Source organism: Mesorhizobium sp. BR115XR7A, assembly GCF_020165315.1.
Taxonomy (GTDB): Bacteria; Pseudomonadota; Alphaproteobacteria; order Rhizobiales; family Rhizobiaceae; genus Mesorhizobium; species Mesorhizobium australicum.
Window position 1 is genome coordinate 23,298 of record NZ_JAIUHW010000010.1, and the last position, 25,509, is coordinate 48,806.

22 protein-coding genes are annotated in these 25,509 nt (G+C 62.4%); 7 read left to right on the top strand and 15 right to left on the bottom strand.

From position 1 onward, the window contains the following. Positions 1 to 23: 23 nt before the first annotated feature. From LB557_RS21115 to LB557_RS21130, 4 genes are all read left to right on the top strand, one after another. Entirely contained in the window at positions 24 to 998 is a 975-nt protein-coding gene (locus LB557_RS21115; protein ID WP_140723911.1) for a methyltetrahydrofolate cobalamin methyltransferase, read from the top strand. Continuing rightward, entirely contained in the window at positions 949 to 3,078 is a 2,130-nt protein-coding gene (locus tag LB557_RS21120) for an ASKHA domain-containing protein (protein ID WP_015317419.1), read from the top strand. Before LB557_RS21115 ends, LB557_RS21120 begins: the two co-directional genes overlap by 50 nt. Positions 3,079 to 3,255: 177 nt before the next feature. Next, positions 3,256 to 3,441 carry a hypothetical protein gene (locus tag LB557_RS21125; RefSeq protein WP_140873527.1) on the top strand — a complete coding sequence of 62 codons (186 nt, stop codon included), beginning with the start codon at positions 3,256 to 3,258 and terminating at the stop codon, positions 3,439 to 3,441. 229 nt (positions 3,442 to 3,670) lie between these two features. Beyond that, a complete protein-coding gene (locus LB557_RS21130) occupies positions 3,671 to 4,681 on the top strand; it encodes an alpha/beta hydrolase (protein WP_015317417.1) in 1,011 nt (336 codons plus the stop codon). A 21-nt stretch (positions 4,682 to 4,702) separates the two neighbouring features. On the opposite strand, the gene LB557_RS21135 is transcribed toward LB557_RS21130, so the two are convergent. Continuing rightward, positions 4,703 to 5,602 (bottom strand): LysR substrate-binding domain-containing protein, encoded by a 900-nt coding sequence (locus tag LB557_RS21135; RefSeq protein ID WP_015317416.1) that lies wholly within the window; start codon positions 5,600 to 5,602, stop codon positions 4,703 to 4,705. Positions 5,603 to 5,821: 219 nt separating this feature from the next. Between LB557_RS21135 and LB557_RS21140 the strand changes: the two genes are divergently transcribed. The 3 genes from LB557_RS21140 to LB557_RS21145 all read left to right on the top strand — a co-directional run bounded on the left by LB557_RS21140 (position 5,822) and on the right by LB557_RS21145 (position 7,935). Further along, positions 5,822 to 6,007, top strand: a complete 186-nt coding sequence (locus tag LB557_RS21140) for a hypothetical protein (RefSeq protein WP_023769849.1) — start codon at positions 5,822 to 5,824, stop codon at positions 6,005 to 6,007. Positions 6,008 to 6,458: 451 nt separating this feature from the next. After that, the gene (locus LB557_RS31635; RefSeq protein WP_013894968.1) at positions 6,459 to 6,593 is read left to right on the top strand and encodes a hypothetical protein; all 135 of its coding nucleotides are present in this window, start codon (positions 6,459 to 6,461) and stop codon (positions 6,591 to 6,593) included. A gap of 328 nt (positions 6,594 to 6,921) precedes the next feature. Beyond that, complete coding sequence (locus LB557_RS21145) at positions 6,922 to 7,935, top strand: GlxA family transcriptional regulator (protein ID WP_263496803.1); 1,014 nt, start codon at positions 6,922 to 6,924, stop codon at positions 7,933 to 7,935. Positions 7,936 to 7,941: 6 nt separating this feature from the next. On the opposite strand, the gene LB557_RS21150 is transcribed toward LB557_RS21145, so the two are convergent. From LB557_RS21150 to LB557_RS21215, 14 genes are all read right to left on the bottom strand, one after another. Further along, on the bottom strand, positions 7,942 to 8,739 hold the full coding sequence (locus LB557_RS21150) for an ABC transporter ATP-binding protein (RefSeq protein ID WP_140615914.1): 798 nt from the start codon (positions 8,737 to 8,739) through the stop codon (positions 7,942 to 7,944). Next, positions 8,736 to 9,509, bottom strand: coding sequence for an ABC transporter permease (locus LB557_RS21155; protein ID WP_015317412.1), 774 nt, complete (start codon positions 9,507 to 9,509; stop codon positions 8,736 to 8,738). The genes LB557_RS21150 and LB557_RS21155 overlap by 4 nt, the downstream gene beginning before the upstream one ends. 68 nt (positions 9,510 to 9,577) lie before the next feature. Further along, a complete protein-coding gene (locus LB557_RS21160) occupies positions 9,578 to 10,528 on the bottom strand; it encodes an ABC transporter substrate-binding protein (RefSeq protein WP_224643897.1) in 951 nt (316 codons plus the stop codon). 114 nt (positions 10,529 to 10,642) lie between these two features. Next, complete coding sequence (locus tag LB557_RS21165; protein WP_140661045.1) at positions 10,643 to 11,491, bottom strand: DUF1194 domain-containing protein; 849 nt, start codon at positions 11,489 to 11,491, stop codon at positions 10,643 to 10,645. Positions 11,492 to 11,586: 95 nt separating this feature from the next. Beyond that, positions 11,587 to 14,148, bottom strand: a complete 2,562-nt coding sequence (locus LB557_RS21170; RefSeq protein ID WP_224643467.1) for an FAD-dependent oxidoreductase — start codon at positions 14,146 to 14,148, stop codon at positions 11,587 to 11,589. Positions 14,149 to 14,300: 152 nt separating this feature from the next. Further along, positions 14,301 to 15,059 carry an FkbM family methyltransferase gene (locus tag LB557_RS21175; RefSeq protein WP_224643466.1) on the bottom strand — a complete coding sequence of 253 codons (759 nt, stop codon included), beginning with the start codon at positions 15,057 to 15,059 and terminating at the stop codon, positions 14,301 to 14,303. After that, a complete protein-coding gene (locus tag LB557_RS21180) occupies positions 15,056 to 16,288 on the bottom strand; it encodes a hypothetical protein (RefSeq protein ID WP_224643465.1) in 1,233 nt (410 codons plus the stop codon). The genes LB557_RS21175 and LB557_RS21180 overlap by 4 nt, the downstream gene beginning before the upstream one ends. A gap of 22 nt (positions 16,289 to 16,310) precedes the next feature. After that, positions 16,311 to 17,783 (bottom strand): aspartate aminotransferase family protein, encoded by a 1,473-nt coding sequence (locus tag LB557_RS21185; protein ID WP_140793623.1) that lies wholly within the window; start codon positions 17,781 to 17,783, stop codon positions 16,311 to 16,313. 60 nt (positions 17,784 to 17,843) lie between these two features. Continuing rightward, positions 17,844 to 18,851, bottom strand: a complete 1,008-nt coding sequence (locus LB557_RS21190; protein WP_224643464.1) for an NAD-dependent epimerase/dehydratase family protein — start codon at positions 18,849 to 18,851, stop codon at positions 17,844 to 17,846. Continuing rightward, complete coding sequence (locus LB557_RS21195) at positions 18,848 to 19,282, bottom strand: EamA family transporter (protein WP_015317404.1); 435 nt, start codon at positions 19,280 to 19,282, stop codon at positions 18,848 to 18,850. The genes LB557_RS21190 and LB557_RS21195 overlap by 4 nt, the downstream gene beginning before the upstream one ends. A 121-nt stretch (positions 19,283 to 19,403) precedes the next feature. Continuing rightward, entirely contained in the window at positions 19,404 to 20,753 is a 1,350-nt protein-coding gene (locus LB557_RS21200) for an FAD-dependent oxidoreductase (RefSeq protein ID WP_224643463.1), read from the bottom strand. Between the two features lie 2 nt (positions 20,754 to 20,755). After that, positions 20,756 to 22,189, bottom strand: coding sequence for a UbiA family prenyltransferase (locus LB557_RS21205; RefSeq protein WP_224643462.1), 1,434 nt, complete (start codon positions 22,187 to 22,189; stop codon positions 20,756 to 20,758). A gap of 222 nt (positions 22,190 to 22,411) precedes the next feature. Then, the gene (locus LB557_RS21210; RefSeq protein ID WP_224643461.1) at positions 22,412 to 22,675 is read right to left on the bottom strand and encodes a hypothetical protein; all 264 of its coding nucleotides are present in this window, start codon (positions 22,673 to 22,675) and stop codon (positions 22,412 to 22,414) included. A gap of 214 nt (positions 22,676 to 22,889) precedes the next feature. Beyond that, the gene (locus LB557_RS21215) at positions 22,890 to 25,376 is read right to left on the bottom strand and encodes a mechanosensitive ion channel family protein (RefSeq protein ID WP_224595012.1); all 2,487 of its coding nucleotides are present in this window, start codon (positions 25,374 to 25,376) and stop codon (positions 22,890 to 22,892) included. Between the last annotated feature and the right edge of the window lie 133 nt (positions 25,377 to 25,509).

The following is a 25,509-nucleotide window of genomic DNA, read 5'->3' on the forward strand; positions in this document are numbered from 1 at the left end:
TTATATCACGACGGAGAGATTTCATGACCCGGACCATCGTCGCCTCGGCGACACGAGAAATCATCATCGGCTTCGACCAGCCTTTCTGCGTGATTGGCGAACGCATCAACCCGACCGGCCGCAAGAAGCTCGCCGCCGAAATGGTGGTTGGCAATTTCGAGACCGTCATCAAGGACGCGCTGGAGCAGGCCGCCTGCGGCGCCACCATGCTCGACGTCAATGCCGGCGTCACCTCGGTCAACCCGAACGAAACCGAACCTGGCCTTCTGGTGCAGACGCTGGAGATCGTCCAGGGCCTGGTCGATCTGCCGCTGTCGATCGACAGTTCCGTCACCGCCGCGATCGAGGCCGCGCTGAAAGTCGCCAAGGGCCGCCCGTTGGTCAATTCCGTCACCGGCGAGGAGGAAAAGCTCGAGGCCATCCTGCCGCTGATCAAGAAATACAATGTGCCGGTCGTCGCCATCTCCAACGACGAGACCGGCATTTCGATGGATCCGGACGTGCGCTTTGCCGTCGCCAAGAAGATCGTGCAGCGCTGCGCCGATTTCGGCATCCCGGCGCATGACGTCGTCGTCGATCCGCTGGTGATGCCGATCGGCGCGCTGGGCGATGCCGGCCGCCAGGTGTTCGCCCTGCTGCGTCGGCTCCGCGAAGAGCTCAAGGTCAACACCACCTGCGGCCTGTCCAACATCTCCTTCGGCCTGCCGCACCGCCACGGCATCAACGCCGCCTTCATCCCGATGGTGATCGGCGCCGGCATGACCTCGGCGATCATGAACCCGGTGCGCCCGCAGGAAATGGAAGCGGTGCGCGGCGCCAACGTGCTGAACGGCACCGACGAGAACTGCACCAAATGGATCAAGACCTACAAGGATTACAAGCCGGCCGAAGGCGGCCAGGCGGTGGCGGCGCCGACAGCGGTCAACGCGCCGGGCGAAGGCGGCGGCAATGGCGGCCGCCGACGCGGTGGCCGTGAAGCCCGCATGGGCCGGGGATAAGCGCGCAATCGTGAACTCGCCTGCAAACATAACCGATCCGCTCGTGCTGTTCATGCCGTCAGGCAAGCGCGGGCGGTTCCCTGTCGGCACGCCCGTGCTCGACGCCGCGCGCCAGCTCGGCGTCTATGTCGAGAGCGTGTGCGGCGGACGCGCCACTTGCGGACGCTGCCAGATCGAGGTGCAGGAAGGCAATTTCGCCAAGCACAAGATCACCTCCTCAAACGACCACATATCGCCCAAAGGCCCTAAGGAAGAGCGCTATGAACGTGTGCGCGGCCTGCCTGAACGGCGCCGCCTCTCCTGCTCCGCTCAGATTCTCGGCGATCTCGTCATTGACGTGCCGCAGGACACGGTCATCAACGCCCAGACCATCCGCAAGGATGCCGACACCAGGGTCATCGCCCGCGATTCCGCGATCCGCATGTGCTACGTCGAGATCGAAGAACCAGACATGCACAAGCCGCTTGGCGATCTCGACCGCCTGAAGATTGCCCTGATGAAGGACTGGAACCTCAAAAGCCTGGACTTCGATTTTTATCTGCTGCCGCAGGTGCAAGGTATTTTGCGCAAGGGCAACTGGACGGCGACCGCCGCCATCTACAAGGATACGGACACCGAGACAGCGCGCGTCATCGCGCTGTGGCCGGGCCTCAAGAACGAGGCCTATGGCCTGGCTTGCGACATCGGCTCGACCACCATCGCCATGCATCTGGTGTCGCTGCTGTCGGGCCGCGTCGCCGCCTCGTCCGGAACGTCGAACCCGCAGATCCGCTTCGGCGAGGATCTGATGAGCCGCGTCTCCTATGTGATGATGAACCCGGATGGCCGCGAAGGCATGACGGTTGCTGTCCGCGAGGCAATCTCCGGCCTCGTCGACAAGGTTTGCGCGGAAGGCAATGTCCAGCGCAACGACATCCTGGATTCCGTCTTCGTCGGCAATCCGATCATGCATCACCTGTTCCTCGGCATCGATCCGACCGAACTCGGCGGCGCGCCCTTCGCGCTTGCCGTCTCGGGCGCCGTTCGCATCAAGGCCTCCGACATCGGGCTGAAGCTCAACCAGGGCGCACGGCTCTACATGTTGCCTTGCATCGCCGGCCATGTCGGCGCCGACGCGGCCGCGGTGACGCTCTCGGAAGGGCCGCATCGCCAGGACGAGATGATGCTGATCGTGGACGTCGGCACCAATGCCGAGATCGTACTCGGAAACCGTACACGGGTCGTTGCTGCCTCCTCGCCGACCGGTCCGGCCTTCGAAGGCGCCGAAATCTCCGGTGGCCAGCGGGCCGCGCCCGGCGCCATCGAGCGCGTGCGCATCGATCCAGACACGCTGGAGCCGAAATACCGCGTCATCGGCTCGGAACTGTGGTCCGACGAGCCCGGCTTCCTCGACAGCGTGCAGGCGACCGGCGTCACCGGCATTTGCGGCTCCGGCATCATCGAGATCGTCGCCGAAATGTATCTCGCCGGCGTCATCTCCGAGGATGGCGTCGTCGACGGATCGCTTGCCGCGCGCTCGCCGCGCGTCGTCGCCAACGGCCGCACCTTCTCCTATGTGCTGAAGGAAGGCGAACCCAAGATCACCATCACCCAGACAGACGTGCGTGCCATTCAGTTGGCCAAGGCGGCGCTCTATGCCGGCACCAAGCTGCTGATGGAAAAACAGAACACCGAGCATGTCGACCGCATCCACTTCGCCGGTGCCTTCGGCTCCTTCATCGATCCGAAATACGCCATGGTGCTAGGTCTCATCCCCGATTGCGACCTCGACAAGGTCTCCGCCGTGGGCAACGCCGCCGGCGCGGGTGCTCGCATGGCGCTGCTCAATCGCGGCTATCGCCGCGAAATCGAGGAGACGGTGAGCCAGATCGAAAAGATCGAGACGGCGCTCGAGCCGAAATTCCAGGAGCACTTCGTCTACGCCATGGCGCTGCCCAACAAGGTCGACCCGTTCCCGAAACTGGCGGCGGCGGTGAAGCTGCCACCGCGCAAGACGGTGAGCGAGGATGGCATCGCCGGAGATGCAGCACCGCGCCGGCGCTCCCGCGAAGGCCATGCTGCTCGGCGCAGCCGCGAATAGACGCGCCGGCCACTCCCTCGATTTATTTGTATGCAAATGTTTCCGGATCGTCCGATCCGGAAACCGAAACGCTGTTCTCGCGAAATCCAGCAGATACACGCACAGCGCATTTACCCGCACATCGAACGGCGGCTGAGGACAGTCCTTGGCCATCGCCGTTCTTCAGGGGAGATGACAATGTCGATGTTCGAAAATTTCGGCCGCTTGGGTGTGGCCATCAGGCAAGCCCACGCCAGGAACAAATCGATCCGCGCGCTGAACAGCTTGCCGGCGCATGTCCAGAAGGACATCGGCTGGCCGGCATCGCCGCCGAACGATCCGCAGGCCACACTCGCCTCGCTGCTGCTAGGCTCTACGCGGTGACGACGTTCGCCGACAAATACAAATTGCTCGGCGTCCACCGGGGATCCCACACATCCCCGATGGCCACCAGCAACCGATTGCGCACGGCACTTTTGCCGCGGCGCCGACGACGCGCGGATCACACCAGCGTGTGGGCACGCCGTAAATCTTGACATTCTCGGACAAGGCACGATCTTCGTTACAAGGGGGAGTTCTCTTAGTCGGCTGCAGCCGAAGTTCGTGTATTCGCATGCCAAGTTTGAAAAGCCACGTTGTGTCCTTCGTGCTCAGGCACAGCCGCAAGCAAGCCTTTTCCAGCCCGGAAAACCTGCAGCGCTGGATCGCCGCCGCGCGCAAGACGGAGGATCATCATCCGCCGGCCGCGCTGCATCAGCGTTTCGAAATCCAGACGCGCAGCGTGGACGGTTTTCCGGTCTACGAAATCGCCCCCAAGGCCGGAGAGCACAAGCGGATACTCTACCTGCATGGCGGCGCTTATGTCTTTGAGATCACGCCCTATCACTGGTATCTGATCGCCGACATGGCCGACCGGCTGGGCTACGGCATCACCGTGCCGATCTACCCTATCGCCCCGGAACACGATTTCCACGCCATGTTCGGCATGGTCGGCGCTGTCTACCGCCAGATGCTCGATGAGACAGAGGCGGAAGATATCGTCTTCATGGGCGATTCCGCCGGCGGCAACATGGCCGTGGTGCTGACCATGATGGCGGCGGACGAGGGTTTGCCGGTGCCGTCGCGCCATGTGCTGATTTCACCCGGCCTCGACGTCTCGCTCGCGAACCCCGAAGTGTTTGAGGCGGAGCGGAATGATCCATGGTTGGGCATCGCCGGCGGGCGTGAGGCAATCCGGCTCTATAGTGCCGGATTGGATCCGACAGACTGGCGTATCAGCCCGGTCTATGGCGATCTGTCGGTATTGCCGAAGACACTGCTCCTGACGGGCTCCCGCGATCTTCTCACGCCCGACAATCTCATCTTTGCACAAAAAGCCAGCGCCGCCGGTGTCGAGGTGGAGCTGATCTACGAGGAAGGCATGTTCCACGTCTGGCCGCTGATTGACATGCCGGAAGCGCGGCGCGCGCGTCAGCACATCGTCGCGTTTCTCACCGACGACGCCTACACCCGGGCTGAAAGGGAAACGGTCAAGTCGTCGACCAAAGCTTCATCCCAGCACACCAACCATTTCGGCCAGACGATCAATCGGCTCGGCGAACGTGACGAGATCGCCGAGCACTGAAACTCGGCCCCACGACATCGATTAGAACTTGCCGGTTTCCCTGAACACTTCGAAGGTCGCGCGGATGTGGTCGGCGACGGCCTTGACCGGCGCGCTGGCGTCCGGCGCCACCACCATGGCAAGATTGTAAGTGCCGATATCGGGCATTCCGTCCTTAGGGCAGAGTTCGACCATGTCGTTGCCCAGGAACGATCTCGGCAGCGGCGCGACCGCGAGGTCGGCCATGATCGCGGCGCGCTGGCCTGCGGTATGGGCACTCATATAAGCGACGCGATAGTTGCGGCCCTCGCGGCCCAATGCCTCGAGCGCGCCGGCCCGCCAGGCACAGCCCTCTTCCCAAAGCGAAACCGGCAGCGGTTCGCGCAGATGCGCGCAGCCGCCCTTGGCGCCGGCCCACACGATCGGCTCGGTCAACAGCACCTCGGCGCCGAGCGCGCTGGTCTTGTACGAATTGGTCAACAGCGTGATGTCGAGCGCCCGGTCATCCATGCGCCGGCGCAGATTGCTGCTCTGGTCGATGGTGACGTCGACGGCGATCGAGGGATGCGACTGCGCGAAACGCTTCAACACATGCGGCAGCACGCGCTCGCCATAGTCGTCAGGTGAGCCGAGCCGCACCACCCCGACAATATCGGGGATGATGAACTTCGACACCACCTCGCGGTTGATCGACAAAAGCCGCCGGGCATAGCCGAGCAGCATTTCGCCGTCCGTGGTCAGCGTCACCGAACGCGCGTCGCGCGCGAACACCGAGCGGCCGAGAATATCCTCCAGCTTCTTGATCTGCATGGAGACGGCCGACGGCGTCCGGAACACCGCATTGGCCGCGGTGGTGAAGCTGCCGGTCTCGGCAATCGCCACGAAGGTGCGCAAAACGTCGAGGTCGAGCAGCGGCAGCGGGTGATTGAGTGGGGCGTTCATGACGATCGACCTTCAATTTTTCTGATACAAAACATCATTCCATTTCGTTTGATTGAACATCAGACCGGGAGCATAGTCAACTCCATCGAAGCAGCATGCTGCCAAAAGCGGCCACGAAACGACCACGGCGCAGACCTGCATTCGACGTGAAATGAAGCTGAAACAGACCTGACGTAACGCATTGCCGGCGCCTGCCGTGCCGTAGCAAAGGAGATCGAAATGTCTATCCTATCGTCCCTCGGCCGCATCGCGACCGAATTCAACGCGGCCCGCGCCCGCTACCAGACCGAACGCGCCATCCGTTCACTGCCGATCGAGCTGCAGAAGGATATCGGCTGGCCGGAAGCTTCCGACGCCAAGACCGGCATTCGCAGCGGCGTCGGATCCTGGGCTGGAGCAAAGTAAATCGTGTGTACCCCGTGCTGAAGGCCTGCCGCGCAGCCCGCCCGGCAGGCCTTCTCTATTTTATTTGTATTCAAACGAATTCATGAGCCATGCCGCCGCTGCATGGCGCATATGAGCAAGCCGCATAGCAGCTCGATTTTTTGATTAACTCTCTGTAAATATTCATAAATCCTAGGCATATTGCTCGTAGCTTGCCAAAATATGTCGCATCCGGTGTCGCTTTTCATATCAAGCGCTTCGCTTTTGCGATTTAGTTCCTGCTCACACAAGCCTATATCACCGTCAGCAAACGAGCTGCCCCACTCCATCAAGCGAAGGCGACCCGTTTAGAGCGACGTGCGTACTATTGGACGCACAAAGTACGCTCTAACACTTTGAGTCTGCGCATCGTGCTTTCCGAAAATCAATTCGATTTTCGGGCCAATGCGCGAGCAACCGATTGGAGATGATCATGAAGCTTTTTGCCCGCCTCTTCGCCCGCCGCGAAATGAACCTGACCACCGCTCTCGAGCGTCAGCGTCTTGCAAACACCATGCCCGGCCAGACCGGCGCCATGGCCGCGGCACGTCTCGGCTTCGTCGCCTGAACGAGCGCGGTTCCAGGAAAACCGTATTTTCCCGGCCGGAACTGCGTAGAAATCGAAAATACAAGACACCTCCAGAGCCGCGCCCCTGCCGCGGCTTCAGGGTTGACTGCCGCCGCCTCGGTCCGCCGAGGCGGCGTTTATTTTGTTGCGCTTCCATCGCCTTTCACAACCTGACGGTGGCCTGGTTCGAGCAGCACCGCGCGGCGATTGCCCATTTGCGACCCATGTCGCAAATTTAATCTTCCCAAAGCCGTCTAGACGATTGACAGGAATGGTTTTTCCTGATGACGCTATGCTATTCGCGACATCCTGTTCGCGTCATGGCCAGATGAGGTTCCCAGTGAACGCCGTCAAGCATCCGATCAAGCGATCGTTTGTGTTCTTCCTTATCCCCGATTTCACCATGATCGCTTTTGCGACAGCGCTCGACCCGCTGCGCTCGGCCAATCGGATGCTCGGCTACGAGGCCTATCGCTGGCGCCTCGCCAGCATCGACGGCAAGCCGGTGCGCGCCTCGAACGGCGTCGAGTGTGCGGTTAACACCTCGCTCGAGGAGGAACGCAAGAAGATGGCGGGGCCGGATCGCCCCAACATCGCCATCGTCTGCAGTGGCACCAATGTCGAGCGCTACCAGAACAAGTCGGCCTTTGCCTGGTTGCGCGAGGAATACAATCGCGGCGTTGCCGTCGGCGGCCTGTGCACCGGTGCGCATATCCTCGCCGCCGCCGGGCTCCTGTCCAACAAGCGCTGCGCCATCCATTGGGAAAACCTGCCCGGTTTTTCCGAAGCGTTTCCGAAGGCCAATGTCTTTGCCGACCTGTTCGAGATCGACCAGAACATCTACACCTGCGCCGGCGGCACCGCCGCGCTCGACATGATGCTGAAGCTGATCGGCGACGATTTCGACGAGAACCTCGTCAACCGCGTGTGCGAGCAGGTGCTGACCGATCGTGTGCGCAGTCCGACCGACCGCCAGCGCCTGCCGCTGCGCGCCCGCCTCGGCGTGCAGAACTCGAAAGTGCTGACCATCATCGAGCTGATGGAGGCCAATCTGTCCGAGCCGCTGTCGCTGATCGAGATCGCCGACCATGTCGACCTGTCGCGTCGCCAGATCGAGCGCCTGTTCCGCACCGAGATGGGACGGTCGCCTGCCCGTTACTACCTCGAAATCCGCCTCGACCGCGCCCGGCATCTCTTGATCCAATCGTCGCTGCCGGTGGTCGAGGTGGCGGTCGCCTGCGGCTTCGTCTCGGCCTCGCATTTCTCGAAATGTTACCGCGAGCTCTACGCCCGCTCGCCGCAGCAGGAACGCGTCGACCGCAAGCAATTGCTGGCGGCCTGATCCCGATCAGGTCTCGGCCGACCGCACTTGCGCCGTCCGCATCGCCTCGACGCGGATGTCCTCGGTCAGCCGCGCCTTCAACGCCGAGAATTCGGCACTGGTCTTCAGCGTATAGTGCCTGGGATGCGGCAGGTCGATGGAGACATCCGACTTGATGCGGCCGGGCCGCGCCGTCATCACGATCACGCGCGAGGCCATGAAGATCGCCTCCTCAATGTCGTGGGTGACGAACAGCACCGTCTTCTTGCGCCGTTCCCATATGCCGAGCAGCAATTCCTGCATCAGCCCGCGTGTCTGGTTGTCCAGCGCCCCGAACGGCTCGTCCAGCAACAGGATTTCGGGATCGTTGGCTAGCGCCCGGGCAATCGCCGTGCGCTGCTGCATGCCCCCTGAAAGCTGTTTCGGCCAATGGTTCTCGAACCCCTTCAGCCCGACGAGATCGACATAGGAAGCGACAATGTCGTCCCGCTCCTTTTCGGCCATCCCCCGTTCGCGCAGGCCGAAGCCGATGTTTTCGGCGACCGTCAGCCATGGAAACAGCGTGTAGGACTGGAAGACCATACCGCGGTCCGGCCCGGGCCGCGTCACCGTCTTGCCGTCCAGCAGAACTCGGCCTTCGCTTGGCGCCTCCAAGCCGGCGACGATCCTCAACAGTGTCGACTTTCCGCAACCTGACGGTCCCAAAACGGTGATGAAGTCGTTGGCCGCCACCGCCAGGTCGATTGGCATCAGCGCCTTGACGGGTTCTCCACCCCGCACGCCGGCAAAGGTTCGCGAGACACCCTCGATAAGAAGCTTGCTCACGCCAGGCTCCATGGAAAGAGCCAGCGGTTGAACGCCTTGAACGCAAAATCGGACAACAGCCCGATCAGGCCGATGACGATGATGCCGAAGATGATCTGCCCGGTCGCCAGCCGCGACTGGCTGTTGATGATCATGTAACCGATGCCCGACGATGAGCCGATCAATTCGGCCACGATGACATAGGTCCATGCCCAGCCGAGCACCAGCCGTAGCGTCTCGGCGATCTCGGGCGCATTGGCCGGCATGATGACCCGCCTGACGATGCCATTGTTGGTCGAGCCCAGCGTATAAGCGGCCTCGACCAGGTCGCGCCGCGTGGCCCCAACCTTGACGGCAATGATCAGGATGATCTGGAACACCGAGCCGACGAAGATGACGAGCAGTTTTTCCAGCTCGCCAATGCCGGCCCAAAGGATGAGCAGCGGAATGAAGGCCGACGCCGGCAGGTAGCGGGCGAAGGAGACGAAGGGCTCCAGAAACGCTTCCACCGGCTTCCAGGCGCCCATGGCGATGCCGAGCGGCACCGCGACGACCGAGGCCAGTACAAAGCCGCCGAAGACCCGCCAGATGGTGATCAGTATGTCGAGCCAGAAACGATCCTCGACCAGCAGCCGCCAGCCATCCCGCAGCATCGACAGCGGATCGGCGAGGAAGATGCGGTTGACGTGGCCGCCAAGCGTGATCCAGGCCCAGAAGGCCACGAACAGCACGAAGAAGGAGATACCGAGCACTGTTCGCAGGCTCGGAGAGACAGGATGCAAGGGGCGCATCTTCGTCCTTTGTCAGCGGCAAGGCGGCGGCGCTCTGCGCCACCGCACGGTGCCCAGGGGTTGAACCGTCAATTCGCCACGGCGCTGGTGTCGGCCAGAGTGGCGACGTCGGGTGCCTCCTTGATCAGCCCCATCTGCAGCAGCAGATCGCCGGCGGTCTTGGAAAAGTCCTGAAATTCCTTGGTGAAGAACTGCTTGTTCTCGGCCTTGTCGGCCCATTTCAGGTACTTTGCCGAATCCTCGAATTCCTTGGCCGACTGTTTCACGTCGGCGCCCATGATCTCATAGGATTTCTGCGGCTCCTTCTTGATCATGTCGAGGGCGTCGAAATAGCTGTCGGCAAGCGCCTTGGCGGCGTCGGGATTGGCCTTGAGGAATTCGGGCGTGCAGCCGACCGTGTCGAGGACCATCGGATAGTCGAGCGTGGTCGCCAGGATATGCCCCTGGTCGGCCTTGTCGCGCACGGCCGAGATGAAGGGCTCGTAGGTGACGGCCGCATCGTTCTGGCCGGCGAGGAAGGCTTGCGCCGCCGCGTCGGGTTCGAGATTGACGACCGTGACATCCTTGGTCGACATGCCGTTCTTGTTCAGCACCCAGGCCAGCAGGAAGTAGGGCGACGTTCCAGGCGCCGAGGAAGCGACGGTCTTGCCCTTGAGATCGGCGACCGTCTTGATGTCGTTGCGCACCACGATGCCGTCGGCGCCATAGGATTTGTCGAGCTGGAAAATCTGCTTGGTGGTCACCCCGCTGGCGTTCCAGACCAGCCAGGTCTCGACCGTGGTGGCGGCGCATTGCAGGTCGCCGCTGGCGATGGCGAGCGGACGGCTGGCCTGCGGCACCTTCTTCAAGGTCACGTCGAGCCCATGCTTCTCGAACAGCCCTGCCTGCTTGGCGAGTGTCAGCGGCGCGAATCCGGTCCATCCGCTGATGCCGATGGTGAGCGTTGTGGCGGCCATCGCCGGCGCGGACAAGCCCGCGGCAAGTGTCAATGTCGCGGCAAGGACGGTTATTCTGTTCATATCGGTTCCCCTTTTGTTTTTCTGCGGGAAATTGTTCACAGAGGCCGACGGGCTTGTCAATCAACAGGACCGTGTTTGCGCGCAAAGCAGCCGGCAACCCGGCTTGGGATTGCGCTATCTGGCGTCGGGCATCCAGTTGCGGTTGCGCCACATTTTCTCGCCGACCTGGCAGTCGGCGATGGGCTTGTCCTGCGCCAGCACCACTGGCGGGTGATCCGCCTCCTCCGCCGCCCATTGCCGTGACGCCGGGCCGGCGAGCTCCAGCACCAGCTTGCGGCGGATGGCTTCGGGAAATTGCGTCCAGTCGTTGACCGGGATCATGAAGGCGCCGGGACCGCCGATGACGCAGTCGCTGTAGTAGCGATCGAGATCGTTGACGTCATAGACGCCGGAAAAGCCGCCTCGGGTCATCAGCGGCAGGCCGTTGATGACTATGCCTTGCCTGACCACCCCGTCGCGGGCGAGATTGACCGGCGCCCCCTGGTTGTTTGGCCCGTCGCCCGAAATGTCGATGACGCGCTTGGTTCCCTGGTAGCCGCTTTCGGCGAAAAGGTCGCTGCCGAACTCCAGCGCGCCGGAGATCGAGGTGCGCCGCGCGCTGTTGGGCGGCTGAGCCGACAATTGCGCCACCACCCGCTCCGCATCGGCCCGGGTCGCGATCGCTGTCCACGGCACGATGACGCGTTGCCAGTTGGTGCCGGCCCATTCGACATAGGTGACGGCGATCTTGCCATAGGCGCCATCGGTAATCGCCTGCAGCACATTGTCGTGCGTCAGCGCCGCCGCATAGCCATGACGCTGGATCTCGAGCTCGTCGGCCGACATCGACAGCGACACGTCCACCGCCAGCACCAGTTCGACATCCACCGGCTCGTCTGCGCGAGACATTGTCGTCGGCCAGAGCGTCAGCGCCAGCGCGACGACGCTCGAAAGCAGATGTCTTGCAGTGCCAAAACCAGACATGCCGCGAGGGTAAGCCAGAATCGACAGCTGAAAAAGAGAAAAGCCCGACCTGGGCCGGGCTCATCCAAAACACGCGCGAGATTCTTGGCGAAGGCTCAGCTCCGCGGCTTGAGATTCTCCGGGTCGTAAAGCGGCTTGTAGCCGACGCTGGCGACCTCGACCGGATAAGTCTCGCCGAAATACTCGACCTTGAGCTTGCGGCCTTCCTGGGCATAGGCCCAGGGCAGATAGGCGAGCGCGATGTTCTTGCCGATCGTCGGGCCATAGGCGACCGATGTCGTGAAGGAGCGGCGGCCGAGTTCGTCGACCAGTGTTTCCCCGCTCTCGGGGTCCATCACCGGCATGATGCCGACGGGATAGCGGGCGACACCTCTGGAATCCTTGTTCTCGGTCATCACCAGCGTGCATAGCATCGCCGGCTGGTGCGCGCGCTCACGATACTCCAAGTGCTTGGCCTTGCCGCAGAAATCGTTCTCCTTGACCTTCGGGCGGGCGAGATCGGCTTCCAGCAGATTGTACTCGGTCAAGAGGTCGGCGTTCTGCAGCCGCAGGCTCTTCTCCATGCGGCGCGTATTGGCGTAGGTCTCGACGCCGAATGGCATGACACCGGTCGAGCGCAGCGCGTCCCAGACGGCGAGACCATCCTCGTAGCGCATATGCAGTTCCCAGCCCTGCTCGCCGACATAGGAAATACGGAACGCCGTAACGTCCTTGCCGCCGATCCGGACCGGCTTGATCGCCGCGAACGGAAAATTCTCCGGCGAAAGCCCATCCGGGTTCTCGACCACCTTTTGCAACGTCGTGCGGGCATTCGGCCCCCAGATGCCGATGGTGACGTACTTCTCGGTCACGTCGGTGATGGTGACGTCGAACCCTTTGTCCTGGGCCGTGCGGCGCATGTACTGGTAGTCGCGCGGCCCAGCGTCGGCGCCGTCGATCAGCCGACAGCGGTCGGCCATGCGGATCACCGTGAAGTCGGCGCGCACCATGCCTTGCTCATCGAGGAAGTGGGTGTAGATGCCCTTGCCGATGTTGTTGTCGCCGCCGATCTTGGCCGCGCACAGCCATTCCAGCAGCGCGACATGGTCCGGTCCTTCGATGTCATACATCGAGAAATGCGAGAGGTTGACGATACCGCAATCCTCGCTCATCGCCAGATGCTCGGCGTTGGAGACGCGCCAGAAATGGCGGTTGTCCCATTCGTTCTCGCGCACCGGCACGCGGTTTCCATACTTCTCAAGCAGATGCTCGTTGGCGGCATAGCCGTGCGCACGCTCCCAGCCGCCCAGCTCCATGAAATAACCGCCGAGTTCCTTTTCACGCTCCCAGAACGGCGAGCGCCTGATGTTGCGGGCCTTGGAGAAGGGTTCGCGCGGATGCACCGCCGGATTGTAGACCTTCATCGCCGTCTCGGTGCAGCGATCCCAGATGAATTGTTCCTTGGTCTGGTGCGGATAGAAGCGCGTATAGTCGATGGCGTGGTGGTCGATCGCGGTGCGGCCATCCGTCATCCAGTCGGCGATCAGCTTGCCCATGCCAGGGCCGTCCTTGACCCAGATGGCGACGGCGTACCACAGGCCCCTCACCTTCTGGCTCTCGCCCATGGACGGGCCGCCATCGGCCGTCACCTGCAGCAGCCCGTTGAAGGAATGGCTCTCGTTATAGCCGAGTTCGCCCAGGATCGGCGTCAGTTCCATGGCGCGCTCGAGCGGCGCCAGGATCTGCTCCATGTCGAGATCACGCTGCGACGGCGACAGTCGTGCTTGGTCCTTCTCCAGCAGGTCGCGCGGATGGCAGAGGCGCGGATTGGTCTCTTCGTAGTAACCCCATTCGATCTGGCCGCCCTCGGCGGTCTTGGGGTCGCCGGTGTCGCGCATATAGGCCGAGTTGCCCTGGTCGCGCAGCAGTGGCCAACCGATCTCCTTGCCGGTGCCGGCAAACTCGGTATACGGGCCGAAGAAGGTCAGCGGATGGTCGATCGGCATGACCGGCAGGTCCTCGCCGACCATCTCGGCGATCAGCCGGCCCCAGATGCCGGCGCAGACGATGACATAGTCGGCCTCGATCGTGCCGCGGTCGGTCACCACGGCACTGATGCGGCCGTCCTTGACGACGAGCGACTTCGCCGGCGTGTTGGCGAAGGATTTGAGCTTGCCTGACGCTTCCGCCTGGTCGACCAGCTTGCCGGCAACGGTCTGCGAGCGCGGAATGACGAGGCCGGCATCCGGATCCCATAGGCCGCCCTGCACCAGATCCTGTTCGATGAGCGGGAATTTTTCCTTGATCTCGGCGGGATCGATCAAACGGGCGCGCGTGCCGAAAGCCTTCGCCGAGGCGATCTTTCGCTTGATCTCATCCATGCGGCCGTCGTCGCCGACACGGGCGACTTCGAGGCCGCCGACGCGCGCGTAATGGCCCATCTTCTCGTAGAAATCGATGGAATAGAGCGTCGTCCAGCACGACAGGAAATCGTGGCTGGTGGTGTAGCAAAAGTCGGACGCGTGTGCGGTCGAGCCGATATCGGTCGGGATGCCCGACTTGTCGATGCCGACAATGTCGTCCCAGCCGCGCTCGATCAGATGATGGGCGATCGATGCGCCGACAATGCCGCCGAGGCCAATGATGACGACCTTCGCCTTTTTCGGAAACTCTGCCATTGCCCGCGACTCCAGAATGCTGTTGCGGGCGGCGTCGGCGCCCGTCTGATCGGCGCACAATATGCAGGCGACGGGGACGGCGCTACCGCCTGTTTGCGACACGCCACAGATGCGGCGCGACCCCTCCCCAAATCAGGAAAAACGTCTAGCCGTCAGGCGAAAGCCCAGACGTCCTCGGCCTGGAAGCCGACCTGATAGCCCGCCGTCTTCAGCTTGACCACCACCTGTCCGATCTCCGGCGCGGGCAGCGCACCAACCTCGACCTTGATCATGCCGGGACGATAGCGCTTGAGGTCGATCTGCTCGAACACGATCCAGTCGGCGCCTTCGCAATCGACGAGGAAGGCGTCGATATGGGTGATGCCGTTGCGGTCGAGCAATGTCTGCAAGGTCTCCGACGGCACCTCGATGTCTTTCAGATGCGGCGCGAACTTGTTGAAATTGGCGTCGGCCTCGCCCCAGGCATTCTTGCCCGACATCAGGTTGGTGTCGGTCACCGACGAGCAGCCGATGAACTCGATCGGCAGCGTGCCGGCTTCGAGTGCGGCAGCGTCAAAGGTGTGGACGGTGATCGTGCCTTTTGTTCTCGTCACCGCGACGGGTTCGATGACGAAGCGGTCCGTGTCAGGGTAATTGGCGCGCAGCCGTTTCTGGTTGTACGGGATCGGCTCGACCAGCATGGCGCGGGCCTTTGGAATGCGGTGCAGCCAAGGCGTCACGTCATCGAACAGCGCGCCATCGCAGGCGCCGACATTGACCATCTGGAATGCCCGGCCGCTATCACTGAAGCGTGCCTTCAGCGCGGCGTTGGCGAGGAACTTGGTGCCGCGCAGCGACGGCCCGCGATCGAGCAGGCCGGCGGGAAGGCCGAGCGACAGGGCAATGCGCGCCAGGTTGGAAACTGAATTCATGATTTGTCTCCTGGTATGACGTGCAAGGCGGCGCGGTGCTGGCCGGCGGTGACCGCCGCCCACAACGCCATGAAGGGCGGTGCCAGCAGCAGGAATGGCGGGATCAGATGCGGGAAATAAATGCGCGTGTCGTGGATCGGGAAGACGCTGAATTTGGCCAGCGCACCGAGCACCAGCGCAGCAAACAGAATGCCCGCGCGGCGGCCGAGCTTGAAGCCGGCGCGGTCGGCCGCAAACCACCCGGCCAGCGCCAGAACCGAGACCCCGACCCAGCTGTTCAGGTTGATGGCGCGCAGCAGCGAGGCGGCAAACGCCCGGAGATAGGCGATGACGGAAAAAGCCGGCTCGAACCCGTCCATATTGTAGTGCTGCCCGATGCTGGAAAACCACAGATGCGGCCACCACCCGGGATGATGGGCCCAGTGCGAAATGGCGAAATACGCGGCGAGCGAAGCAGCAAAACCGACCAGCACGCCCCAGGCCTTCTGCCGGAACAGGACCAGCAGCACAGCGAAAACGGCAAGGAAAACTATGTTGTCCGGCCGCACCATGAAGGCGAGGAAGAGGAGGATCGCCGTCGCTACCTCGCGGCCTCGGACATAAGCGAAGAGACCGCCTAGCAACAGCGCCGAGGTAAGCAGGTCCGGTGTCGAAGCGCGCGCGGCGTCGCCGAAATCAGCCATGATCAGCACCGCGCCGACCACCGGTGCCAACGCCAGTGCCTTTTCCGCGCGCAGCCAGAGCAGCGTGATCGCGCCGAACAGCAGGACCGAGAACACCTGCACCAGCCGCATCGCTTCGACTGGCGAGATGACGGAACTCAGCGTCGACAGGATTTCGGCATAGAGGAACTTGATCCGGTACATGCCGAGCAACGAATGGAAATCGGCGGCGTTCTGCGCCATGTGGCTGCGGAAGCCGCCGCCATCGTCGGTCAGCGCCTTGTAGTCGGCCGCCGAGACACTCGATTTGACGGTGCTGTAGGCATAATCATGCAGTGCCTGCGCATCGGGGTAGGTGCCCTCCTCCGACATGGCGAGATAGGGCAGCATGTCCCAGTTGGCGTCGGGCATCACCCAGGCCGTGAACGCCGTCAAAAGCATATAGAGGGCGAAGGCAGCCGCACCGATCGGAGCCGCCAGCCGCGCATAGGTCCCCTCGCCCCACGCCAGACCGGCCTCGGCGAGCCGGTCGAGTGGACTTTGCGGAGCGGGCGACTTGGTCAGCATGTCTTCTCGGCGAACGTTCGTTTCAACGGACTTGGCTTTTGACGAAATCCTTCACGATCGCCACGATGCCGCGCGACAAGAGACTGTCGAAGGCATCGACGAAGCGATCGACATGCTCGCGCTGGCAGATCAGCGGCGGCTCGAGCCGGATGACGTTGCGGTTGTATTCGGTGAAGGCGACGAGCACGTCGTAGTCGCGCAGCAGCAGCGCGCCGACGAAACCGGACAGCGAACCCTTCAGCTTCTCGTCGAGCACGCTGACGATGGGGCGCAGCACCATCGGCAAGGTCTGCGAGAAGTCGTGAAACTCCAGCCCGACCATGAAACCCTTGCCGCGCACGTCCTTGATGATCTTCGGGTATTTTTCCCTGAGTGCCTGCAGCCGCTGCAGCAGGTACTCGCCGGTGACGGCGGCGTTGTCGATCAGCCCCTCGTCGTAAAGCACGTTGATGCCCTCGATCGCCGTGGCACACGCCTCGCCCATGCCACCGAAAGTGGCCATGGCATGGATCATCGCCGTCTTCGGCGTGCCGTAGGCCTTCATGTAGATTTCGCGGCGCGCAATCATCGCGCCGACAGCGGCCTTGCCGGCACCCAGCGATTTGGCCAGTGCCGTCACATCGGGCACGACGCCATGATGCTCGAAGGCATAGAAGCGGCCCGAGCGGCCATAGCCGCACTGCACTTCGTCGGCGACCCACAGCACGCCATACTGGTCGCACAGCGCCCGCAGCTTCTGCCAGTATTCAGTCGGCGCCTGAATGATGCCACCGCCGCCCTGGATGGTTTCCAGCACGATGACGCCGATCTCCGGATCGGAGCGGAACAGGCGCTCGACGGCCTCGATATCGGCAAAGGGAATGCGGACGGTATTGTCGGCCAGCCTGAAGTCGGCGCGGTAGAGCTGGCCGTCGGTGATGCCCAGCACACCCTTGGTCTTGCCGTGGAATGAATTCTCGGCATAGACTATTTTCGGCCGCTTCGGGCCGGCGGCACGCTCGGCAAGCTTCACCGCCGCTTCCATCGCTTCCGAGCCGGACGAGCCCAAAAACACCATGTCGAGATCGCCAGGCGAACATTTGGCGATGTTGTGCGCCAACGCGGCGGCATATTGCGACATGAAGGCGATGGCGATTTCCTGTCGCTTTTCCTCCTGGAATTTCTTGCGCACTTCCAGAATGCGCGGATGGTTGTGGCCGAAGGCCAGCGACCCGAAGCCGCCGAAGAAATCGAGGATCTTGCGGCCGTTCTGGTCGATGTAGAACATGCCCTCTGCACGTTCGATCTTGATCTTATGGAAGCCGAGCAGCTTCATGAAATGCAGCTGGCCGGGATTGAGATGCGCCTTGAACAGGTCGGTCATCCCTGCGACGTCCATCGCCTTGGCCTGCTCGACACTGATCAGGTCGGGCTTGGCGGTGGTGGCGGGCGACAGTGTCGGCGCGCTGACCAGGGTGCGCGTATTCGTCTGTTCCGGCTTGGCCATGACGGTCATTTCAATCTCCTGTTCGCGCCCGCGGCTGGCGTCGAGCGCAATAAACTGTTCGGCGCGCCCCTATTCGGCGGGGACATGTTTGGTGGCGACGGCGGGCCCGGCCTTCTTGGCGCGGTATTCGCTGTAGGCGGCGATCAGCATGTCCTCGTCGCGGTATTGCGGCACCCAGCCGAGCTGCCGCTCGGCCTTGGACACGTCGAGCACACAGTCCTCGTCGGCGATCAGATATTGCTCCGGATCCATGATCGGCATGTTGAAGAGGTCGAGCAGGTCGAGCGTGCGCTTGACCGCCCAGCCCGGGGTAGGCAGCAGGATCGACTTCGAGCCGGCATGCCGGATCAGGTCGCCAAGCAATTTCTTCACCGGCGGCGGATTGAGCGACCCGAGATTATAGGCCTCGTTGGGCACACCGGCCTTCCACGCCGCGCGCGCCGCCTCGGCGCAGTCGAACACCGAGATGAACTGATAAGGGTTGCGGCCCGAACCGATCATCGGCACGGGAAAGTTCCAGTCGATCAGCTTGAACAGCTTTTCGAGGATGCCGAGGCGGCCGGGCCCGATGATCAGGCGCGGGCGAAACAGCGAGATCGACATGCCGCGCTTGCGCCATTCGCCGGCCAGTTCCTCGGTCTTCTGCTTCGACCAGCCATATTCGCCGAGCGGCGCGACCGGGTGCTCCTCGGTCATCGGCTGGGTGACGGTGTGACCATAGATCATGTCGGTCGTATAGTGAACGAGCCTGCGGGCACCAGCCTTGTCCATGGCCTGCAGGATGTGTTCGGTGCCGTGGAAGTTGACCGGGAAGAAGAAGTCGTGCCGCTTCGCCCGCACCTGGATCGGCGACAGCATCTTGGCCGACAAATTGTAGACCATGTCGTCAGCCTTCAGCCCGACCGCGGCAACCGAGCCTTGGTCGGTGACGTCGCACTTGATGAAGCGGACAGTGCGGTAATGCGCAAGGTCGCTCCTGACGATGTCGGCGACGACAACCTCTTCACCGTCGGCCACAAGCTTCGGCGCCAGGTGACGGCCAACAAAGCCGTCACCCCCGAAAATCACATGTCTCATCGAACGATCTCGTTTGCTTGTATCTTGTCGGGCGTGATGGAAGCGCTCTGATCTTCATGCCCTCGCCCACTTTGCGCGATCAGCACCGTGCCGACGCAGATGCAGGCAATGCCGGCGATGCGCCAGCCATTCAGGTCTTCTCGGAAGACGAAATAGGCAAAGATCGCGACCGCGACGTAAGCCAGGCTCAGAAACGGATAGGCGAAGGAAAGCTCGACCTTGGAAAGCACGTAGAGGTGCGAGGCCATCGAAATGACGAAGGTGCACAGGCCAAGGAAGACCCAGGGGCTGAAGACGATCTGCAACAGCTTGATCAGCGGATTGGTGCCCTCGAATGAAATCGGTCCGAGCGACATCATGCCTTGCTTCAGCATCAGCTGCGCAGCCGCATTTGTCATGACCGTAAACAGAATGAAGACGATATATTTCATGTAACCCGCCACCCGTGATATCAGCTAATACAAATCTGAAAAGATTTCGTGAACCAGCAAGACATTTTTGGGTAAATCTTGACGTTAAGCGTTCGTAAACCACGATTCATTCTAAGTTTACCTATTCGGCTGCCTCTGCATCGCGCCGCCGCGGGTCGACAATCCCGGCCGTGCGCGCCCAGAAGTCGGACATGAAGGCGGGATCGCGCAACGCTTCCAGCCTTGGCCACTCCGGGAACGAAGCAACGAAGGTTGCAGCACTCATGCGCGCATCCTTGTAAGGGTTGACCGCCCCACCAGCCGCGATCGTCATGCGGTCGAGTTCGCCGAGCAGGGCAAGTGTCGCCGCTCCCCTGTTGGGGAAGTCCAGCGTCAGCGTGTAACCCGGACGAGGGAACGACAGCAGCGCCGGCGAGCGGACCCCACCGAAGCGCTTCAAGACGGTGAGGAACGACCCCTGCCCGGCCTGCCTAGCCGCCGTGAGCAGTGCCGGCACGATTGTGCGCGCGGCCTCTTCCGGGACCACGCTCTGATGCTGGAACAGCCCCTTCGGTCCATAGAGCCTGTTCCAGTCGCGCACACCGTCGAGCGGGAAGAAGAAGCCCTGGTATTCGACCTTGCGCGGCGCCTTGGCCTGCCCCTTTTTCCACCTGTAGGCGGCGTTGAAAGCAGTCAGGAACGGCCGGCTGAGCACGTTGAAAGGCGGCTGGAGCGGAACGGAGAATTTCGCGCTCGCAGGCGCGGCCGCGTGCGAACCGTGCTCGGCGTGGTTGCCGGTAAACAGCAGCCCCCGTCCGCTGTTGCGGCCACCGGCGAGCTGGTCGATCCAGGCGACGGCATATTCATTGGCCTGGTCCGCCGCTTCGGCAAGGTCGAAATATTCGCGGAGGTCGCGAAACCGCGTCGTCTTTTCCACGATATCGAGCGACGGGACCCGCATCAGCCGGATCGTAGCCGACAGGATCAGTCCGGTGAGCCCCATGCCACCGACGGTCGCCCGAAACAGGCGCGGATTGTCGGTCGCAGAGCAGCGATAGCTGTGTCCATCCGACCGAAGCAGCGTGAAACTTTCCACATGGCAACCGAACGTGCCGCGCCGGTGATGGTTCTTGCCATGGACATCGTTGGCAATGGCGCCGCCGAGCGTGACGAATTGTGTGCCGGGCACCACCGCCGGGAAGAAGCCGTGAGGCGCGGCATTTGCAATGACATCCGCGAGCAGCACCCCGGCATCCGCTTCGAGCAGACCGCTCTCGGCGTTGAAGCCGCGAATGCGGTTCAGGGGCCGCATGTCGATGACGGTGCCGAGCTGGTTCTGGCAGGAATCGCCGTAGGATCGGCCGTTGCCATAGGCAAGCAGCGACGCTTGCCTGGCCTGGCCGCCCTTCAGCAGCGCAATGGCGTCATCGGCGTGCATCGCCCTTGCCGCTGGCGGCGTGGCAAGGCCAAAGCTCTGGAAGCGTTCCGCCATGCCTACCAGCCCCCGATGACCAGCAGCACCGCGCCGATCGCCACCACGATCTGGCTGCGCCAGTCGCGAATGATGAAGACGACCGGGTCATCGTGCATTTCGTCGCGGCGCGCCAGGATCCAGACACGCATGGTGAGATAAAGCACGATCGGCGCCAGCGGCCAGATCAGCCAGGGATGCGGATAGAGTTCGCGCACCGCGACGCTGTCCATGTAGAGCGCCAGCACCAGCGCCGAGGAGAACGCCGAAGCCATGCCGGCCTGGGCGACAATCTCCTGGTCTTCGGTGCGATAGCCGCGGCCGGCAATGCGTTCGCCGGGCGGAATGGCTGTGGTGCGCAATTCGACAAAGCGCTTCACCAGTGCCAGCGACAGGAAGAAGAAGATCGAGAAGGCGAGCAGCCAGAACGAGACGTCGACGCCCGTGGCGGCCGCGCCGGCCAGCACACGAATGGTGTAGAGGCCGGCAAGCGTCAGCACGTCGACCAGAAGCATGCGCTTGAACGACAGCGAATAGGCCGTGGTAACGACCATGTAGCCGCCGAGCACAGCCAGGAATTCAAGCGACAGGAACAGCCCGGTGCCGATGCCGATCGCCAGCAGCACCGCGATTGCGCCAAGGCCGAACGGAATAGACAGTGCACCGCTGGCGAACGGCCTGTTGCGCTTGGTCAGATGCTTGCGATCGAGCGCAAGGTCGAAGAAATCATTGAGGATATAGATCGCCGACGCCACCGCGCTGAACGAGATGAACGCCAGCAGGCATTCCCAGATCATGTTGGAATTGAAATATTCGTGCGACAGCATCATCGGCACGGCGATCAGCGAATTCTTCAGCCACTGATGGACGCGCAGCATCTTGACGATGGTCCGCACCGTCGGCTTGGGCGCCGGCATCGTTTCGGCGCCATGCGCCGCCTGCCAGCGCGCGGCATGACGGTCCGGGGCCACTACGATCGCGCTGCGTGCCGCGTCGAACACCTGGAGGTCATGGCGGCTGTTGCCGGCATAGTCGAAACCGGCATCGCCATAGGCCGCAAGGAGGGAGGCTCGCTTCTTTCCCGAAGTGAGATTGTCGAGACCCTCGGTGGCCAGTACCCGGTCGAAAATGCCGAGATGGACAGCAATGGCGTCGGCGAACTTGCGCGGCGTGCCGGTGGCCAGCACGAGTTTGCGGCCTTCGGCGTGCTCGGTGCGGAGCCGGTCGAGCAGGGGCGCCCGATAGGGCAGCGTGGCGGGGTCGATGTCGATGCGTTGGGCGATCGCCTGCTTCAGCCGCGCCGGTCCGCCGGCCGCCCAGAAAGGCACCAGGAAGAAATAGAGCGGGTTCTTCTTGAGGAGGATGAACAATCCTTCCCACAAAAGGTCCGTCGCGATCAGCGTGCCGTCGAGATCGACCGCAAGCGGTATTGCGTTCCTGTCCGACCGCGCGTCCATGCCCGTCCTGCCCTGCCAGCGTCTGATCCGGAAACCGGAACCCGTTGGGCGCCGTGTTTCGGCGTCTTGATGCTGATAGCGGGGGATCGCCTAGCGAACATTAAAACGTACGGTTGCAAAGGGCTGCCGCCGCGGTATTTCCATCGTCATTGTTAAACAACAGCTACCGGAAACAATAAAAGGCCGAGCAAACGCCCGGCCTTTCCAATCATCACACCGAGATTACTTGATGCGGGCGACGCCGCCTGAAATCTCGACGGTTTCCGAACCGGTCAGGGCTTCAAGGTCGCCATTGGGCAAGGTGACAAAACAGCCGCTCTGGCAGAACTCGACGGTTTCACCGCCAGCCAGCGCAAGCTCGGTCTTGCTGCCGCCCTCGGTCACGATCAGCGTGCGCGTCTCGGCGTCCTTGTTGACCGCGCTAGCGGCATGGGCCGAGCCGCTCACGGCGAGCAAGGCCACGGCAGCGACGAGAGACTTCCACATTTGCAATATCGGTGTTCCCACCGCCTCTGTTGCATTTCCACAAGGCATTCTCGCCTTTGCATGGGAGCTTATATGAGATGGAAGCTGAACCGCAACTGAATGCCGCATTCATGCCGCAATTGGCTTTGGCTTTCGCACATACCCACCCTGTCAATCTGGCCGCGCGGCAATGCGGTGCTCTCGGCAATGGCAGCCCGGCAGGAGGATCCAGAGCCTAGTCCGGATCGGGTTTCTTCGACTTGCGCTGCTTCGGCAGCTTTTTCGCTTCGGCCTCGGCTTGCGCCTTGGCCTCTTCCCGTTCGGCGAAATCGGCCTCGATCTTGTCGTCGTCGGTCGGCCATGCCACGTTCTTCTTGGCCTCGACGACCGCGCGCGGCGTGGACGGGATTTCGATGTGCTGGTCGTCGAATCTTTCCAGCACGGTGAAGCGGACGTCGTTCTGCACGATGTTGCCGTTCATCACATCGGCCAGGAACACGCGGATCTCGAATTCGAGCGCGGCGGGTCCAAAATTGGAAAACAAGACGAAAGGCTCGGGGTTCTTCAGCACCAATGGATGGCTGCGCGCGATATCCAGCAGCACCGCGTGGACCTGCTTGACGTCGCTGCCATAGGCGACGCCCACCTTGATGTCGATGCGGCCGAGCTTGTTGCGGTGCGTCCAGTTGCCGACGGCGTTGTTGATCAGGTTCGAATTGGGCAGGATCACCGACTGCCGCTGGAAAGTCTCGATCTCCGTGGCACGCACGCTGATCTTCTTGACCGTGCCGCTGATCTCGCCGGCCACGATCCAGTCGCCGACCTTGAACGGCCGTTCGGCCAGAAGGATCAGGCCGGAGACGAAATTCGACACCACATTCTGCAGGCCAAAGCCGATACCGAGGGAAAGAGCACCGGCGACCAGCGCCAGGCTGGAAAGATCGATGCCGGCCGCAGAGATGCCGACCAGCGCGGCGAGCGCAACGCCGGCATAGCCGACCGCCAGCCGGATCGAGTTGCGCACTCCGGTGTCGACCTTGCCGCGCGCCATGACCGAGCCGTCGAGCCAGCCCTGGAACCAGCGCGTCAGGAAATAGCCGATGACGAAGACGACGATGCCCGACAGGATGCCAGTGACCGAAATGGTCACCGAACCGATATTGATTCCGGTTGCGAGCTTGTACGCCCACGCCTCGATATCGCCGGGCTGGAAGCCCCACATCAAAAGGATCAACGGCAGAAACACCAGCACGATCATCACGTTGATGGCGATGCTGACGACAAGACCGAGCTGGTCGAGTGCGGTATCTTCATAGCTGGAATTGGCCGACAGCCAACGCCCGACCGAGGTGTTGGCGAAAGCGCCCTCCTCGCCGATCGCCTGCGCCGACAGGAAGCCGATATAGGCCGTTATCAGCGCGGTGCCGGTGACCACGACTTGCAGCGAGACGAACAGGGCAAGGCCGATATACCCGAGCAGCGCCGCGATGATGGTGAAAAGCCCCAGCCCGAGCGAGGTGTAGCGCAGCCAGGCCGGCCACGGGCGCCAGCTTCCGTCACGCGCCCTGAACGGCCTCAGCATCGCCATCAGGATCAGGATGACGCCGACGATGATGGTGGCCACGAAACTGCGCGCGATGGTCAGCGACAGCGGCGACCCCATCTTGTCGTTCACGACCGACAGGAAGGTGTTGAAGCTTATGACCACGGCCATGGCGGTGGTCAGCCGGACCAGCCAGCGCGCCGGCCCGGTTTCGACGGGGATGAGCCGCCAGTTGGGCAAACGCGGCTCGAGTGCAGCGTTGGTCAGCCGATTGACACAGAACACCACGCCGATGACCGTGGCCAACGCATTGAGGAAGAGGCCAATATCGCCGCGCAGCACGTTGTAATAATTGAAAAAGAAGATCGTCGAGCCGAGAAAGGCGGCGACAGCCAGCGTCGGCAGCAAGGTCGACCAGAAGGCCACGGACAGGCGGCTGAGATAGGATGGGTCCTCATTGGCCGGATCGGCCTCGAACACCCGCCCGAACAGGCGCCTCCCGCCGACCAGCAGCACCAGCGCCAGGCCGAGCGCCACGAAGGTGGCGGCCAGGATAGCCTGGAACTTGAACTTGATGGCGAAGCTCAGCCAGGACGACACCGCCTTGTAGAAATTGCCGAACTCGTCGCGCGCGTCGGAAAACACCTGCGGGCTCAGCGCGTCCGAGAGCACGTAGCGCTTGGTCAAAAGATTGCGGAACAGCGCGCTGCGCATGTTGCCGATCTTGTCGATCAGCCCGCTGATGCGGATCGACAAGGATTGAGCTTGCGCGATGACCGCGTTGATCTCGGCCTTTTCGGACGTCAGCCCCTCGCGTTCGGCGCTGACGATGTCGGGCTCAGCCGGTTGGCCGGCGGCGGGTGGCGGCCCGAGCTGTTCGAGCCTGCTGTTGATTTCGCCCAGGCGTGTGCGGAACGCCAGCGCGCTGGTCAGCGATTGCCGTGACAATTCCTCGAGTTGCAGGCGGATGTCGACAAGGTTGCTGTCGTCCTCGCCATCCTGCTGTATCTGCTTCTCGAAATTATCGGTCTTGATCGTCAGGCCTTGAATGATCTTTTGCTGATCGGCGACCAGTCCGGCGGGCGCCTGGCCAACGCCTTGCGCCGCCGCCTCGAACGACAGCGGCGCCGAAACGACAAGCGCCAGGACCAGGATGAGGCGAAGCAATCGAAAAAACATGATGGATTGGCGACTCGCGGGCGGCAAAGGCATTCAAAAAGCCTGTCCTTGATAAAGACGGCCATATCATGGGGCAAGTCACCGCGACGATCGCGCTCATCGAGCGTCGGCCAGTCGAAAGGCGATGGCGCAA